The following is a 15,256-nucleotide window of genomic DNA, read 5'->3' on the forward strand; positions in this document are numbered from 1 at the left end:
AACAATGAGCTATGCTCCGTCAGTCGTCCTCATCTCACCCTCCGTAGGAGCCCATGCGTCCCGATCACCCCACCTGGACACCGTCACCCGCCGAGTCCGAGCAGCCGCGGCAGGTGCGCCGCATCCTGAAGCTGTTCCGGCCCTATCGCGGCCGGCTGGCCGTCGTCGGCCTGCTGGTCGGCGCCGCCTCCCTGGTCTCCGTCGCCACGCCCTTCCTGCTCCGGGAGATCCTGGACGTCGCGATCCCCGAGGGCCGCACCGGACTGCTGAGCCTCCTCGCTCTCGGCATGATCCTCAGCGCGGTCGTCACCAGCGTCTTCGGCGTGCTGCAGACCCTGATCTCCACGACGGTCGGCCAGCGCGTCATGCACGACCTGCGCACCGCCGTCTACGGGCGGCTCCAGCACATGTCGCTCGCCTTCTTCACCCGCACCCGCACGGGGGAGGTCCAGTCCCGCATCGCCAACGACATCGGCGGTATGCAGGCGACGGTCACCTCCACCGCCACCTCGCTGGTCTCCAACCTCACCAGCGTCGTCGCCACGATCGTCGCGATGGTCGCGCTCGACTGGCGGCTCACCGTCGTCTCCCTGCTCCTGCTGCCGGTCTTCGTGTGGATCAGCCGCCGGGTCGGCCGCGAGCGCAAGAAGATCGCGACGCAGCGCCAGAAGCAGATGGCCACGATGGCCGCCACCGTCACCGAGTCGCTGTCCGTCAGCGGCATCCTCCTCGGCCGCACGATGGGCCGGGCCGACTCGCTCACGAGGTCCTTCGCCGACGAGTCCGAGAGCCTGGTCGACCTCGAGGTGAAGTCGAACATGGCGGGCCGCTGGCGCATGGCCGTCATCACCATCGTCATGGCCGCCATGCCCGCCGTCATCTACTGGACGGCCGGGATGGCCCTCCAGTTCGGCGGTCCGGACATCTCCATCGGCACGCTCGTCGCCTTCGTCTCGCTCCAGCAGGGCCTGTTCCGGCCGACCGTGAGCCTGTTGTCCACCGGCGTCCAGATCCAGACCTCGCTCGCGCTCTTCCAGCGCATCTTCGAATACCTCGACCTGCCGATCGACATCACCGAGCCGGTGGAGCCGGTCCACCTCGACCAGGTCAAGGGCGAGATCCGCTTCGAGGACGTCGAGTTCCGCTACGACGGCAAGGGCGGCCCGGTCCTGGAGGGCATCGACATCACGGTCCCCGCGGGCGGCAGTCTCGCGGTCGTCGGTCCGACCGGTTCGGGCAAGTCCACGCTCAGTTATCTGGTGCCCCGGCTCTACGACGTCACGGGCGGGCGCGTCACGCTCGACGGCGTCGACGTGCGCGACCTGGACTTCGACACCCTCGCGCGCGCGGTCGGCGTCGTCTCGCAGGAGACGTACCTCTTCCACGCCTCGGTCGCCGACAACCTGCGCTTCGCCAAGCCGGACGCCACCGACGAGGAACTGCACGCGGCGGCCCGGGCGGCCCAGATCCACGAGCACATCGCCTCGCTGCCCGACGGCTACGACACCGTGGTCGGCGAGCGCGGACACCGGTTCTCCGGAGGTGAGAAGCAGCGGCTGGCCATCGCGCGCACGATCCTGCGCGACCCGCCCGTGCTCATTCTCGACGAGGCGACGAGCGCCCTGGACACTCGCACGGAGCGCGCTGTCCAGGAAGCCATCGACGCGCTGTCGGCCGACCGGACCACGATCACCATCGCGCACCGGCTGTCCACCGTCCGGGGCGCCGACCAGATCGTGGTCCTGGACTCCGGCCGGGCGGCCGAGCGCGGGACGCACGAGGAACTGCTGGAGCGCGACGGCCGGTACGCCGCCCTCGTCCGCCGAGACGCTCAACTGGAGCCGACAAGATGAAGATATGTCGGGTTTGCGCGCTTTTGCGGGTTACCGTGCCCGCATGCAGACCAACACTCCGCCACGGAGCACGATTCGACTGACGCGTCGGGGCCGGATCGCCCTGATCGCGACCGGAGCCGTCGTCGCGGCCACCGCCGTGGCGGTGCCGCTGCTGACCATGGACGACGAGGACGAGCGCCCGACGTCCCTGCTGATCCCGGAGGGCTGGCGGGCGGGCCAGGTCTACGACGCGGTGGACAAGGCGCTGCGTCTGCCGGCGGGCAGCACCAAGAAGTCCCTGCGCAAGGCCGACCTGAAGCTGCCGAACGACGCCGAGGGCAACCCTGAGGGCTACCTGTTCCCCGCCACGTATCCGCTCGACGAGAAGTCCACCCCGGAGTCGCTGCTCAAGTTCATGGTCGCCACCGCGAACAAGAAGTTCAACGGCGGCCAGATCACCGCGGGCGCGCAGCGCAACGCGATGAACGTCTACCAGGCCGTGACGATCGCGAGCATCATCCAGGCCGAGGCGGCCACCAAGGACGACATGGGCAAGGTGGCCCGCGTCATCTTCAACCGGCTGGAGCGGGGCATGCCGCTGCAGATGGACTCCACCATCAACTACGCGCTCAACCGCAGCACCCTGACGACCAGTGAGAAGGACACCAAGCTCGACAACCCGTACAACTCCTACCAGCGCATGGGACTGCCTCCGACGCCGATCGCCAACCCCGGCGAGGAGGCGATGCGCGCGGCGATCAACCCGACCCCGGGGGACTGGCTGTACTTCGTCACCGTCAAGCCGGGCGACACGCGCTTCACGGCGGTCTACGAGGAGCATCAGAGGAACGTCGCCGAGTTCAACCGGAACCGGAAGAGTGTCGCGCCCTCCCGCTGACCGGCGGGCGCGCGTCACGAACGCCCGAGCCGGGGACCGACGGGGCGTCACGCGGTGGCCGGGACCTCCGCGAGCAGCCGCCTGATGTCCCTGACCGCCGAGCGGCCCGCCCGGTTGGCGCCGATCGTGCTGGCCGAGGGGCCGTAGCCCACCAGGTGGACGCGCGGGTCGGCGACCGCACGGGTGCCGTCGACGCGGATGCCGCCGCCCGGCTCACGCAACCGCAGCGGAGCCAGGTGATCGATCGCCGCCCGGAACCCGGTCGCCCACAGGATGACGTCGGCGTCCACATGCCGTCCGTCGTCCCATGCCACGCCGTCCGGGGTGATCCGGTCGAACATGGGAAGCCGGTCCAGGACCCCGTCCGCCAGGGCCTGCCGGATCGCGTCGTTCAGAGGCAGGCCCGTCACGGACACCACGCTCCCCGGCGGCAGGCCCCGGCGGACCCGCTCCTCCACGAGCGCCACCGCCGCCCGTCCCACGTCCTCGCTGAACGGACCCTCGCGGAAGACGGGCGGCCGCCGGGTCACCCAGGTCGTCTCGGCCGCGTACGGGGCGATCTCCATCAGGTGCTGAGTGCCGGACGCGCCCCCGCCCACCACCACGACCCGCGATCCGGCGAACTTCTCGGGACCCGGGTATTGCGCGGTGTGTAGCTGACGGCCCCGGAAGGTCTCCTGGCCCGGATAGCGCGGCCAGAACGGCCGGTCCCAGGTGCCCGTCGCGTTGATCAGCGCCCGCGTCGACCACGTACCGTCCGAGGTCTCGACGAGCAGCCGGCCGCCCTCGCCCGCACGGACCCCGCTCACATCGACCGGCCGGCGCACCCGCAGGTCGAAGGTGCGCTCGTACGCGGCGAAGTACTCGGCGATGACCTCGGACGAGGGGCGTGCGGGGTCCGCGTCCGTCAGCTCCAGGCCCGGCAGGCTGTGCATCCCGTGCACCTTGCCGTACGTCAGCGACGGCCAGCGGAACTGCCAGGCCCCGCCCGGCTGCGGCGCGTGGTCCAGCACCACGAAGTCACGCTCCGGTTCGAATCCGGTGCGCCGCAGGTGATGGGCGCTGGACAGGCCCGCCTGTCCAGCGCCGATGACGACCACGTCGACCTCGCGTACTGCTGCCCCGGTGCTCTCCACGACCCTGCCAACCGGACCGGGGTCCGGTTTCTTCCCGGTCGGCGGCCTCAGCGGCCCCCGGCGACCAGCAGCGGCACGCCACCGCCCACGGCCGCGCCCGGCAGCAGTCCGCGGGCCGCCAGGTCCGGGATCACCCCCTCGCCGAACCAGTACGCCTCCTCCAGGTGCGGGTAGCCGGAGAGCACGAAGTGCTCGATGCCGAGCGCGTGGTACTCCTCGATCCGGTCGGCGACCTCGGCGTGACTGCCGACCAGGGCCGTCCCGGCGCCGCCGCGCACCAGGCCCACGCCCGCCCACAGGTTCGGGGAGATCTCCAGTCCGTCGCGTGAGCCGCCGTGCAGTGCGAGCATGCGCTGCTGGCCCACCGACTCGCTGCGCCCGAGCGCGGCCTGGGCGGCGGCGATCGTCTCCGCGTCCAGGTCGCCGAGCAGCCGGTCCGCCGTCGACCAGGCCTCGGCGGCCGAGTCCCGCGAGATGGTGTGCAGACGGATGCCGAAGCGGACGGTGCGCCCCTCGCGCTCGGCGAGCGAGCGGATCCAGTCGATCTTCTCCTTGACCTGGGCGGGAGGCTCGCCCCAGGTCAGGTACACGTCCGCGTGCCGGGCGGCGACGGGACCCGCGGCGGGCGAGGAGCCGCCGAAGAAGATCTCCGGCAGCGGGTCCGGCGGCAGCGCCGTCAGCCCGCCCTCCACCTGGTAGTGGGTGCCGTCGAAGTCGTACGGCTGTCCGCTCCACACCCCGCGCACGACGGACAGGAACTCGTCCGTGCGGCTGTAGCGGCGGTCGTGGTCGAGATGGTCACCGAAGCGGCGCTGCTCGGCGGAGTCGCCGCCGGTGACCACGTTCAGGAGCAGCCGCTCGCGGGTGACGCGCTGGTAGGTGGCCGCCATCTGCGCCGCGAGGGTGGGGGAGATGACGCCCGGCCGGAACGCCACCAGGAATTTGAGCCGCTCGGTGTGCTGGGCGAGCGCCACCGTCGTCAGCCAGGCGTCCTCGCACCAGGTGCCGGTCGGGGTGAGGACCGCCTCGAATCCCAACTGCTCGGCGGCCTTGGCGATCTGGGCGAGGTACTCGATGTCGGGCGGGCGCACACCGCTGACCGGACGGACGCGGTCGACGGGGTTGGAGGCGTAGGCGTGCCGGTCCACGAGGGTGCGGCCGTCACCGCCGGTCGGCAGGAACCAGTTGAGATGGACGGTCACCGTCAGGACTCCTTCGGCGCGCGCGGGGCGGTGGTCGAGGCGGGCAGGTCGCCGTTGAAGCGGGTGTCGACGAAGTCGCCGAAGTCGACCTTGCGCGGGATCAGCTTCAGGCCGGCGAAGGCGTCGACGATCTCCTGCTCGGAGGCGACGAGCTTGTCGTCGACGGCCACCGGGAGGCGCGAGGCGTTGGTGCGCTTCACCGACGCCAGCGCCACCTCGTACGGCAGCCCGGTGTCCTTCGCCCACACCTTCGCCCAGGCCTCGGGGTGGTCGTAGACCCAGTCCTGGGCGCGCCGCAGCCGCTCCAGGTAGTCCTTGACGGCCGCTTCCTTCTTCTTGTCCGCGAGGGCGCCGGGCGCGGCCACCTGGAAGGTGAGCCCGTTCACCACGCCGTCGCCGTCGGTCAGGACGCGCCCCTGCCCGGCTTTCAGCACCTGCGAGGTGTACGGGTCCCAGACCGCCCAGGCGTCCACCTTGCCGCTGGTGAAGGCGGCGAGGGCGTCGGCGGGCTGCAGGTACTTCACCTCGACGTCGCTCAGACCGAGCCCGGCCTTCCGCAGCGAGGCGACCAGTTGGTAGTGGGCGGACGAGCCCTGCGCCACTGCGACCGACTTGCCCTTCAGCTCCGCGGGCCTCTTCAGCGACGACTTCTCCGGTACGAGGATGGTGTCGCCCCTGGACGTGCCGTGCCAGGCGGCCACCACCTTGATCTTCGAGCCCGCGCCGGCCGCGAAGACGGGCGGGGTGTTGCCGACGCCGCCGATGTCGACGGCCTTGGCGTTGACCGCCTCCAGCAGGGGTGGCCCGGACGTGAACGTCGACCATTTGATCTTGTAGTCGAGGTCCTTCAGTTCTCCGGCGGCCCGCAGCACGGCTTCCGAACCGCCCTTCTGGTCACCGACGTTGAGCGTGAGCGAGCCCTTGCCGTCGGTCCCGCCACCCGTCGAGGTGTCGGCCGCCGAGTTCCCGCCGCAGGCGGCGAGCAGGAGAGCGAGGGGGAGGAGCAGAGTGGCGGGGGCGAGGCGTCGGCGCATGGCGATTTCCGTTCGGTCGGTTCAGGTGAGGGTGGGTCCGGTCCGCTGCACGCGCGGCGCCGGGGTGGAAGGGGTCAGGCGGCTTCGGCGGCGGTGTCGACGCCCAGCCGTTCCAGGAGTTCGGCGCGGAGTTCGGCGAACCGTGGGTCGGTGATGTCGCGCGGGCGGTCCAGGTCGACGCGGGTCTCGTACGCGATGACCCCCTCGTCCATGACCAGGACGCGGTCGGCGAGCAGCACCGCCTCCTCGACGTCGTGGGTGACGAGCAGGACTGCGCAGCCGCGGTGCTGCCACAGCCGGCCGACGAGCCGCTGGGCCTTGATGCGGGTGAGGGCGTCGAGGGCGCCGAAGGGCTCGTCGAGCAGGAGCAGGTCGGGTTCCCGGACCAACGCGCGTGCCAGGGAGGCACGTTGGGCCTCACCGCCGGACAGCGTCTTGGGCCAGGCGTCCGAGCGGTGGGTGAGACCGACCTCGGTCAACGCCCGTTCGGCGACGGCCCGTTCGGGCTTGCCGGGCAGGCCCAGGAGCACGTTGCGCCACACCTTCTTCCACGGCATCAACCGGGGCGCCTGGAACGCGACTGCCTTGCGGCGCGGTACCAGCACGGTGCCCTCGATGTCCCGGTCGAGTCCGGCGAGGATGCGCAGCAGGGTGGACTTGCCGCAGCCGCTGCGGCCGAGCAGCGCCACGAACTCGCCCGGCTGGACGTCCAGTTGCAGGTGGTCGATGACGGCGCGGCCGTCGAAGGAACGGGTCAGGCCGTCCACGCGTACCGCTGGTGCCGGTACGCGCGCGGTCTTCTCGGTGGTCACCGGCCGGTGAACGTCGGTCGCCATTGCAGCAGCAGCCTTTCGAGGGAACGGACGACGAAGTCGGCGAGCAGGCCGAGGAAGGCGTAGACGATCAGGCAGACCACGATCACGTCGGTGCGCAGGAAGTCCCGGGCCTGGACCATGAGGAACCCGATTCCGGCGTCGGCGTTGATCTGCTCGGCGAAGACGAGCGCCAGCCAGGCGATGCCGAGCGAGTAGCGCAGGCCCGTCATGGCGCCGGGGAGCGCCCCGGGTAGGACGACGTGGCGGACCAGCCCCCACCGGGACAGCCCGAGGGATTCACCGGCCTCGATGAGCTGGGAGTCGACGCCGCGGATGCCCGCGTACACGTTGAGGTAGAGCGGGAAGGACACGCCGAGGGTGATGATCGCGACCTTCGGGGCCTCGCCGATGCCGAACCAGATGATGAACAGCGGGATGAGTCCGACGAACGGGACCGTCCGCAGCATCTGGACGCTGGCGTCGACCAGGTCCTCGCCGATCCGGAACAGCCCCGAGACCAGGGCGAGTCCGGTGCCGACGACGGTGCCGAGGGGCAGTCCCACCGCGACGCGCTGGAGGGAGACGCCCATCGCGTTCGGCAGCGAGCCGTCCGTGATCAGGTCCCGGCCGACGCGGGCGATGGTGCCGGGTGAGGCGAGGATGTCGGCGGTCAACACCCCTGTCACGCTGAGGAGTTGCCACAGGCCGAGCAGCAGCAGCGGACCGGAGGTGCGGCGCAGCCAGCGGGGGACGCGGGCGCGCCGGCTGGAGGCGGGGACGATGGGTTCGAGTTCGGGCGACGCCTGTCCGGCGACGGCATCGGTCTTGGAGATTACCGATATGTCGGACTCTGTCGAGTCCGGCGGGGCATGGCTGATGCTCATGAGTGCTCCACGGGAGGGAGAGCGACCGAAGAGGGATGCGCGTGGGCGCCGCCGCGCCGGCGGGTCAGCCCGTCAACGGGCAGACGGGTGACCGGACGTGCGAGTGCTGGGCGGCGCGTAGGGGCACGCTGGACGAGCGGGGTGAGAGGGCGTCAGCAGCCGCGGCGACACGCGGCGGAGGCCACCCGCAGCAGGTCGATGTGACCGCGCGTGGTGAGCAGGGCTGAACGCAACATGCGGCAGAAAGTAGCCATGCGGCATGTGCACGGTCAATGGCGTCTCGCGGAATGGACTCCGCGTATCACCGCGAGCGCGCCGGGTCGCGTGTGAAACCCGGCTTATGGGTCAGGATGGGGTCATGTCCGAAGCCTTCACCACGCGTGTCCTGAACATCGCCTCCGGCACGTCCGAGAACGTCGTCGATCTCACCCGCGACTGCGAGGCATTCCTGAACGAGGCGGCGGCAGGGCGCGACGGCCTGCTGAACGTGTTCGTCCCGCACGCCACCGCCGGAGTGGCGATCATCGAGACCGGGGCCGGCAGCGACGACGACCTCCTCGCCGCCCTGCACACGCTGCTTCCCGCCGACGACCGCTGGCAGCACCGCCACGGCAGCCCCGGCCACGGCCGCGACCACGTCCTCCCGGCCGTCGTCCCGCCGCACGCCACCCTGCCGGTGATCGCCGGCCGGCTGGAGCTCGGGACCTGGCAGTCGGTGTGCCTGGTGGACACCAACAAGGACAACCCGGAGCGGAAGGTGCGGTTGTCGTTCCTCGGATAGTGGCTGCTGCGGGCCTGTGACGTGGGCCTGGGACTGCGAGCGGGGTCTCAGGGCGCGCTGGGCGATGGTCTGGCCGCGTCCTTCGCGTGAGGCCTGCCGGACTTCGTGGCAGCCGACGGGCCCCGACGGCATGTCTCCATCGGGGCCCGTCGCGACAGTTCTCAGCCGCCGAAGCGGAGCTTGTACTGCGTCTTGCCGTTGGGGAATTCGTCGAGTGTCCCGCCGCCCCAGTCGAGGTCGAAGTACGCCTGGTACTTCGAGTCCTGGACCAGCTCGGCCATCCGGTCGATGAAGTAGGGCGAGTCCCCTCCCCCCGCGTAGGCGTCGCCCTTTCGGTAAAGGCCCCATTCCGGATACGACTTCGCCTTGTTGTGCGCGGCGGCGAACGTTTTGAACTCGTTCACGCCCATGGCGGTGGTGAGCGTGTGGTTCCATCGCTGAGCAGGTGTAGCGCCCGGGTGCTGCCACCACACGTCGTAGATGTTCAGCCCCACGATATCGACGTAGCTGTCGCCGGGGTAAAGCGTCTCGAAAGACGTGACCTTGCCCGCGGGGCCCACGGCCATGTTGTAGTCGAACTGGAAATCCGCTCCGGTACGGGCACGCATCAGGGTGACCACCCGACGGAACATCGCCCGATAGGCTGCCGGGTCGTCAGTTCCCTGCCAAGGTCCGATGTTCCTGTTGTTGCCCTCGTATCCGAGGCGAACGACGGAGTTGCCCAGACCGTTCTTGATCATCAGGTCGGCGAGGTCCCGGAACTGGCTGTCGTACGTGCCACTGAGGCCTGCTGTGAAGTTTCCGCCCTTGGGCAGCATCGGCAGACCGAGCACGAACCGCCGGTCGGCCCTGGCTTTCTTCCAGTCGCCCCAGTACTTGGTCGCGTACCCATTCCACAGCGTGTTCTCGGACGGATCCAGGTAGTCGGTCGCGTCCACCTGCGACCGGTCGAGCCACGTCTGGGTGTTGTCCACCTCAGCGGTTTTCCCTGGGCCGACGTATACGCCCAGACGGGAGGACGTGATGGCACCCTCTGACGGCATGGTCATGGACGTGAGGATAATTGCCGCCATGGCCAGTACCGTCGCCAGTTTTCGTTTCATTCCCGTCCTTCTTGACCGGCCGGTGCAGGGCCGGTGCTTCGGCGCCGCGGCTGTATGAGCCCCCGGCTCCCCGGTGGCCCAGTCATTCTCGGAAGGTCCACGTGTGCAGGCAATGAAAGATCCCTACTACGTGGATTCGTAGAAGTAGGGAGTCTTGCCAGGGCGTCATCGGCGTGGTGTCCCCGGTATCGGGCAGGCGCCGTTGCTTCTGTCGAACCGTCAGGGCACGGATGTCGACCGCTGCGAGAGCAGGAATGTCCGGAAATCCGAGCATCGGTTTCACGGCGTGAATAGATTGTCCGTTATAGGGCAATTGATCCGGTATGCCGGAGAGGGCTGACTGCTATCCGGCATCGTTGGAGCCGTATGCGGCATGACGCATGTCACAGCGCCCGCGACGGGCATCGCCGTACGGCCGGCCCGCCCGCGGTTCGGACGGCTTCACGACGGCTTGCGCCACACCGAGATGTGCTGGGGCGAGTCCTGGGTGAACGGCGCGCCGTTCCAGTCCGCGAGACGGCGTTCCAGGGTGAGTCCCGCGATCCGGGCCATCAGGTCCAGCTCCGCCGGCCAGGCGTACCGGTGCCGGGACGCGCCGCGGCGATAGCGGCCGTCGTCGCCGTCCCGGGTCAGGTGGTGCGAGACGAGGATCTGCTCGACCAGGTCGAAGGTGTCGAAGCCCAGGTGCCCGTCCGAGACGTCGAAGGGCACCGCGGTCTGCCCGGGCGGCAGGAACCGCAGGGGCGGCACCCCCAGCTCGATGACGAAACGGCCCCCCGGCGCGAGGTGGCGCGCGGCATTGTGGAAGCACTCGACCTGCTCGTCCTGGGTGAGCAGGTTCGAGATGGTGTTGTAGACGAGGTAGACCAGGGTGAACTCGCCGGGCACGCGGGTCGAGGTCATGTCCCCGAGGGCGACCGGCAGGGTGTCCTCGTCGGCCTTGCGCCGCGGCACGGCCAGCATGTGCTCGGACAGTTCGACGCCCGCCACCGGGACTCCCCGCTCGCACAGGGGGACGCCCACGCGCCCGGTCCCGATCGCGAACTCCAGCGCCCGTCCCTCACCCGCCAGCCCGGCGAGGAAGTCGAGTGTCGGGGCGAGGAAGGCGGCCGAGGTCCTCTCGCCCTCCTCGGCGTCGTAGCGTTCGGCGGTCGCCCGGTTCCATACTTCGCTGCTCGTCACGGTCGGTCAGCCTGCCCGCCGCCTCGCGTCGCTGTCGACCGAATAACCCCCCGGCCACCGGCCGGCGCCGGGACCACGGCGTATGCCTCCGCCCCTGTCCGAAGCGGGCGGAGGCCTACGTGGGGGTCGGGCCGTCCGGTCTAGGAACCGGTGCGGCCGGTCACGTCGGACATCGTCCACCGTTGGTTGGCACCGGAGTTCGGGGTCCAGACCGTGACGGCCGCGCCCTCCGAGGTGGCCTGGCCGCCCACTTCGAGCAGCCGGCCGTCGGCGGCGTTGACCAGGGTCCAGGAGCCGTCGCCGGTCGTCGACGCGATCCACTGGGCGGCCCTGTCCGTACGGCCGTGGTCCGCCTCCAGGACGGGCGCGCCGTCCCGCACGGCCACCCGCCGTCCCTGCGCGGGGTCGGTCAGCACGTACCGCTGGAGGTTTCCGCTGTCGTGGCCGGTGCGGCGGAGCTGCCACCGCTGCCCGTCGCCGCCCGCCTCCGTGCCCGCGGACCTGATGACGAGCCCGGTGCCGTCGTCCGCGACGGTGAGGGCCTTGCCGCTCTGCACGCCGGTCAGCCGGTAGGTGTGGCCCTTCTGCGCGAGCGCCGCGTCCTCGGCGGCGCCGGACACGCCCTTGACCAGGAAGGACGTCACGGACTGGGCGGGCACGGTCAGGGTGGCCCGACCGCCGGTGACCCGGACGGGAGCCCCCCGGTCGAGCTTGCCCTCGGCGCTCGTCACGACCGGCGTCACCGTCGCGCCGCGCGCGATGTGGCCGAACTTGGACAGGTCGATCGTCACCGCGCGGGCGTCGAGGGTCCTGTTGACGTGGACGACCGTCGCGGCGTCGCGCTTGCGGGAGACGGCCGCCGCGCTCGCCGTGTCGTCGGTGCCGATCAGGCGGTCACCGGGCTTGATGTAGTGGGTGAAGTTGCGCGCGGTGTCGAACTTCGTGTTCGTGCGCACCGGGCAACTGGCCAGGGTGTCCGCGGACGTGCAGCTGAACGGGACCTGGATACTGCCCCAGTTGCCGCCCTTCGCCGACTCGCCGCCCGGCTCCATGTTGTCCAAGTCCTCGACGGGCTGCCAGAACACCCAGGCCCGCGGCTCCAGTTCGCGCAGGTCGTCGACCATCTGCTGGGCGAGGCCGAGTCCGGGCCGCATGTCGGTGAAGCTCTGACCGTCGCCCCAGTCGCCCTCGACCTCGCTCATCCACAGCGGTTTGCCGGCCGTCTTGGCCAGGTCGCGCACGCTGGTGCGGCCGCCGGTTCCGTAGGTGTGGACGTTCATCTGGCCCACGAGGTCGCGTACTTCGCCGGGGTAGGTGTTCCAGTTCTGCGCGAAGAGGCTCGGGTTGGTCTCGTCCATGGCGGAGATCTCGGTGCCGGTCCTCGCCTTCCTCAGTGCGGGGGCCAGCGCCTTGATCACCTTCTGCTGGAGCTCCGGGCCGATGTGAGCGCCTTCCTGACGGCCGCCGACCGGCTGTCCGTCGGCGCCCAGACGCGTACTCCAGTACCCCGTGTTGGGCTCGTTGAAGGGATCCAGGGTGTCGACCTCGATGCCGTGCGCCTTCTCCAGCCGCTCGGTCGCGCCCGCCAGATAGGCCGCGAAGTCGTCGACGGAGTCGTCCTTGAGCTGGTCCTGGTTGGCGTCGAAGCCGCCGGAGACGTATCCGCTGCGGGTCATGAACCAGGGGGGCGAGTTGCTGAACGTCTCCCAGTGGTCGATGTCGTCCTTGATGCGGTCCACCCACCAGCGCTGCGTGGCGTCGGCGTCCGGGTTCCAGTCGGCGGCGTCCGTGGCGTGCCACCAGTCGGTGTCCTCACGGGTCGTGCCCGCCGGGGCCTTCCACCAGCCCTCGACGGCGCCGCCCGCGCGGAGATAGTCCTTCACGTCGGGGGCGTTGCCGCCGCCAATGTTGTAGCGGGCGATGTTGAGGGCGAGGCCGTCGTCGCCGAAGAGGAGGTCGGCGAGCCGCTCGCGTATCTCGGGTGGGTAGTCGCCGGTGGCGTTGGCGAACCAGACAAGGCTGGTGCCCCAGCCCTCGAAGCGCTGCGCCTGGTACGAGGGGTCGGGCGAGACGGTGACGGCCGACGCCGCCGTCTCCGCCCGCGCGTGCGTCGGTGGTGCGGTGACCAGGGTCGCCCCGAGGGCCAGAGCGGTGACCCCGAGGGGTCCCAGAAGCCGTCGTGTACGGGTACGGCGTGCCAACGTGTGCTCCCAACTCGTCTGTGGTCGCTGCGGTGGTCCGTCGTGCCCCGCGGGCGGGGCACGACGGTGTGCCCCCTCGAATCAGGCGTGGATCAGGCTCGACTCAGGGGTGTCGGAGGTCGGGCTGGCGCAGTACGGCGACGTCCCGGGGCGGCAGGACGAGCGCGCCGTCGGCGTCCTTCCGGCCGATCAGGAGTTCCCCGTCGAGTCCGGCCAACGGCACCGGCGCGTCGGTCCGGTTGACCAGGAACAGGTAGCGGGCGCCGGAGCCGCGGCGCACCGTCAGTTCGACGTCTCCCCGTGCTGCGTCGGGCAGTTCGGAGGTGACACCGGCCGGGGTGAGCAGCCGGGGGAGCAGCCCGGCGAGTCCGTCCGCGCCGAGCCGGGTGGACACGTACGCGGCCGAGCCCCGGCCCACCGTGCGGCGCGTGACGGCGGGCAGTCCCGTGTGTGCACCGCTGCGGTAGCGGCCCAGGACGTCCACGTCGGGGTCGGTGACGGTGATCCGGTCGGTCCACAGGCTGCCGGTCGGGGCGCCGTCCAGGTCCAGTTCGACGGTGTCGCCGTCCAGCAGCGGGCCGAACTCCTCGACGCGGATGCCGAGCAGCTCGCGCAGCGCCCCCGGGTAGCCGCCGAGCCAGACGTGGTCGTTCTCGTCGACGACACCGGAGAAGTACGTGGTGACCAGGTGGCCGCCCTGCTCGACGTACCGGGTCAGGTCCTTGGCCAGCGCGGTCGGGACCATGTGCAGCACGGGGGCGATCAGCAGGTCGTAGCGGTCGAGTTCGGCCTGCGCGGTGACGACGTCGGCCCGGACGCCGAGCGCGAGCAGCGCCGAGTACCAGTCGAGGGCCTCCTGGCGGTAGTCCAGGCGGGAGGTCGGGTGGGAGTCCTGCTCGCTCGCCCACCACGACTCCCAGTCGAAGACGATTCCGACGTGGGCGGGCTCGCGTTCGGTGCCGGCGACGGGGGCCAGCGTCCGCAGGGTGCTGCCGAGTGCGGTGACCGCGCGGAACAGCTCGCTGTCGGGTCCGGCGTGCGGGACCATCGCCGAGTGGTACTTCTCGGCGCCGGCCGCCGACTGGCGCCACTGGAAGAAGCAGACGGCGTCGGCGCCGTGCGCGACGTGCACCAGCGAGTCGCGGGCCAGCTCGCCGGGCCGCTTCGCCACGTTGATCGGCTGCCAGTTGACGGCGCTGGTGGAGTGCTCCATGAGGAACCACGGACGGCCGGCGGAGATGCCGCTGACGAGGTTGGCGGAGAAGGACAGCTCGTCGCGGTCCTGCGGGCCGGGCACGACGTAGTGGTCGTTGGAGACGAAGTCGATCTCGGCCGCCCAGTCGGCGTAGTTCATGCCCTTCGTGCCGCCCATCACCATGAAGTTCGTGGTGACCGGAACGTCCGGGGTGAGCTCGCGCAGCACGTCGCGTTCCGCGCGCAGGTACTCCTTCAGCGCGTCGGAGGAGAAGCGCTTGAAGTCCAGTTGCTGGGTCGGGTTCGGGTGCGAGGCGGCCAGCCGGGGCGGCAGGATCTGCTCCCAGTCGCTGTAGCGCTGGGACCAGAAGGCCGTTCCCCAGGCGTGGTTGAGCGCGTCGAGCGTGCTGTAGCGGGCGCGCAGCCAGACGCGGAAGGCGCGGGCGGCGTCGTCGGAGTAGTCGTAGACGTTGTGGCAGCCCAGCTCGTTGGAGACGTGCCAGGCCACCAGCGCCGGATGGTCCGCGTACCGTTCGGCCATCGCGCGCACCAGGCGCAGCGCGTGCTCGCGGAAGACGGGGGAGGTGGGGCGCCAGTGCTGCCGCGCCCCCGGCCACAGCGTCTCGCCCGAGGCGGTGACGGGAAGGATCTCCGGGTGGGCCGTGGTGAGCCAGGGCGGCGGGGAGGCGGTTGCGGTGGCCAGGTCGACCCCGATGCCGCCCGCGTGCAGCAGGTCCATGATCTCGTCGAGCCAGGCGAAGTCCCACTCGTCCGGGGCGGGCTGGATGCGGGCCCAGGAGAAGATCCCCACGGAGACGATGTTGACGCCGGCCTCGCGCATCAGCCGGACGTCCTCGGCCCACACCTCGCGCGGCCACTGCTCGGGGTTGTAGTCGGCGCCGTACGCGAGGCGCGGGGTGGGGTCACCGTCCGGCCCGTGCTGCAGCCGGGACAGGAGGGTGGAGATCATGGTGGTCCTTCCGGTGTGCCG

13 protein-coding genes are annotated in these 15,256 nt (G+C 70.6%); 3 read left to right on the plus strand and 10 right to left on the minus strand.

From position 1 onward, the window contains the following. The first annotated feature begins 53 nt into the window (after nucleotides 1–53). Together ACZ4VA_RS13825 and mltG are read left to right on the plus strand one after the other, a co-directional pair. A complete protein-coding gene (locus ACZ4VA_RS13825; protein WP_356164443.1) occupies nucleotides 54–1,853 on the plus strand; it encodes an ABC transporter ATP-binding protein in 1,800 nt (599 codons plus the stop codon). A gap of 43 nt (nucleotides 1,854–1,896) precedes the next feature. Beyond that, complete coding sequence (gene mltG / locus ACZ4VA_RS13830; RefSeq protein WP_355779430.1) at nucleotides 1,897–2,733, plus strand: endolytic transglycosylase MltG; 837 nt, start codon at nucleotides 1,897–1,899, stop codon at nucleotides 2,731–2,733. 47 nt (nucleotides 2,734–2,780) lie between these two features. On the opposite strand, the gene ACZ4VA_RS13835 is transcribed toward mltG, so the two are convergent. The 6 genes from ACZ4VA_RS13835 to ACZ4VA_RS13860 all read right to left on the minus strand — a co-directional run bounded on the left by ACZ4VA_RS13835 (nucleotide 2,781) and on the right by ACZ4VA_RS13860 (nucleotide 8,058). After that, the gene (locus tag ACZ4VA_RS13835) at nucleotides 2,781–3,869 is read right to left on the minus strand and encodes an NAD(P)-binding domain-containing protein (RefSeq protein WP_355779427.1); all 1,089 of its coding nucleotides are present in this window, start codon (nucleotides 3,867–3,869) and stop codon (nucleotides 2,781–2,783) included. Nucleotides 3,870–3,916: 47 nt separating this feature from the next. After that, entirely contained in the window at nucleotides 3,917–5,071 is a 1,155-nt protein-coding gene (locus ACZ4VA_RS13840) for an LLM class flavin-dependent oxidoreductase (RefSeq protein WP_468081350.1), read from the minus strand. Nucleotides 5,072–5,073: 2 nt separating this feature from the next. Further along, a complete protein-coding gene (locus tag ACZ4VA_RS13845) occupies nucleotides 5,074–6,105 on the minus strand; it encodes an ABC transporter substrate-binding protein (protein ID WP_468081352.1) in 1,032 nt (343 codons plus the stop codon). Between the two features lie 74 nt (nucleotides 6,106–6,179). Further along, nucleotides 6,180–6,941, minus strand: a complete 762-nt coding sequence (locus ACZ4VA_RS13850; RefSeq protein ID WP_468081354.1) for an ABC transporter ATP-binding protein — start codon at nucleotides 6,939–6,941, stop codon at nucleotides 6,180–6,182. Further along, complete coding sequence (locus ACZ4VA_RS13855) at nucleotides 6,914–7,804, minus strand: ABC transporter permease (RefSeq protein WP_468081356.1); 891 nt, start codon at nucleotides 7,802–7,804, stop codon at nucleotides 6,914–6,916. Before ACZ4VA_RS13855 ends, ACZ4VA_RS13850 begins: the two co-directional genes overlap by 28 nt. Nucleotides 7,805–7,956: 152 nt before the next feature. Then, nucleotides 7,957–8,058, minus strand: a complete 102-nt coding sequence (locus ACZ4VA_RS13860; protein WP_362127536.1) for a putative leader peptide — start codon at nucleotides 8,056–8,058, stop codon at nucleotides 7,957–7,959. A 104-nt stretch (nucleotides 8,059–8,162) separates the two neighbouring features. Here ACZ4VA_RS13860 and ACZ4VA_RS13865 point away from each other — a divergent pair, with 104 nt between their 5' ends. After that, nucleotides 8,163–8,585, plus strand: a complete 423-nt coding sequence (locus tag ACZ4VA_RS13865; protein ID WP_355779414.1) for a secondary thiamine-phosphate synthase enzyme YjbQ — start codon at nucleotides 8,163–8,165, stop codon at nucleotides 8,583–8,585. A gap of 161 nt (nucleotides 8,586–8,746) precedes the next feature. Here the strand turns inward: ACZ4VA_RS13865 and ACZ4VA_RS13870 are convergent, their stop codons facing one another. The 4 genes from ACZ4VA_RS13870 to ACZ4VA_RS13885 form a co-directional block, all read right to left on the minus strand. Next, entirely contained in the window at nucleotides 8,747–9,688 is a 942-nt protein-coding gene (locus ACZ4VA_RS13870) for a glycosyl hydrolase (protein ID WP_389389160.1), read from the minus strand. A gap of 441 nt (nucleotides 9,689–10,129) precedes the next feature. Next, nucleotides 10,130–10,870, minus strand: a complete 741-nt coding sequence (locus tag ACZ4VA_RS13875) for a class I SAM-dependent DNA methyltransferase (RefSeq protein WP_468081360.1) — start codon at nucleotides 10,868–10,870, stop codon at nucleotides 10,130–10,132. A 140-nt stretch (nucleotides 10,871–11,010) separates the two neighbouring features. Next, complete coding sequence (locus ACZ4VA_RS13880; RefSeq protein ID WP_468081362.1) at nucleotides 11,011–13,071, minus strand: RICIN domain-containing protein; 2,061 nt, start codon at nucleotides 13,069–13,071, stop codon at nucleotides 11,011–11,013. Nucleotides 13,072–13,174: 103 nt separating this feature from the next. After that, a complete protein-coding gene (locus tag ACZ4VA_RS13885) occupies nucleotides 13,175–15,235 on the minus strand; it encodes a beta-galactosidase (protein ID WP_356238548.1) in 2,061 nt (686 codons plus the stop codon). Nucleotides 15,236–15,256 lie beyond the last annotated feature (21 nt).

This window comes from Streptomyces sp. NPDC028308, assembly GCF_055565855.1.

Coding starts and splice junctions, on each gene's coding strand:
- ACZ4VA_RS13825 (WP_356164443.1), top strand. CDS start 54: ATGCGTCCCGATCACCCCACCTGGACACCGTCACCCGCCGAGTCCGAG.
- mltG (WP_355779430.1), top strand. CDS start 1,897: ATGCAGACCAACACTCCGCCACGGAGCACGATTCGACTGACGCGTCGG.
- ACZ4VA_RS13845 (WP_468081352.1), bottom strand. CDS start 6,105: ATGCGCCGACGCCTCGCCCCCGCCACTCTGCTCCTCCCCCTCGCTCTC.
- ACZ4VA_RS13850 (WP_468081354.1), bottom strand. CDS start 6,941: ATGGCGACCGACGTTCACCGGCCGGTGACCACCGAGAAGACCGCGCGC.
- ACZ4VA_RS13855 (WP_468081356.1), bottom strand. CDS start 7,804: ATGAGCATCAGCCATGCCCCGCCGGACTCGACAGAGTCCGACATATCG.
- ACZ4VA_RS13860 (WP_362127536.1), bottom strand. CDS start 8,058: ATGGCTACTTTCTGCCGCATGTTGCGTTCAGCCCTGCTCACCACGCGC.
- ACZ4VA_RS13865 (WP_355779414.1), top strand. CDS start 8,163: ATGTCCGAAGCCTTCACCACGCGTGTCCTGAACATCGCCTCCGGCACG.
- ACZ4VA_RS13870 (WP_389389160.1), bottom strand. CDS start 9,688: ATGAAACGAAAACTGGCGACGGTACTGGCCATGGCGGCAATTATCCTC.
- ACZ4VA_RS13885 (WP_356238548.1), bottom strand. CDS start 15,235: ATGATCTCCACCCTCCTGTCCCGGCTGCAGCACGGGCCGGACGGTGAC.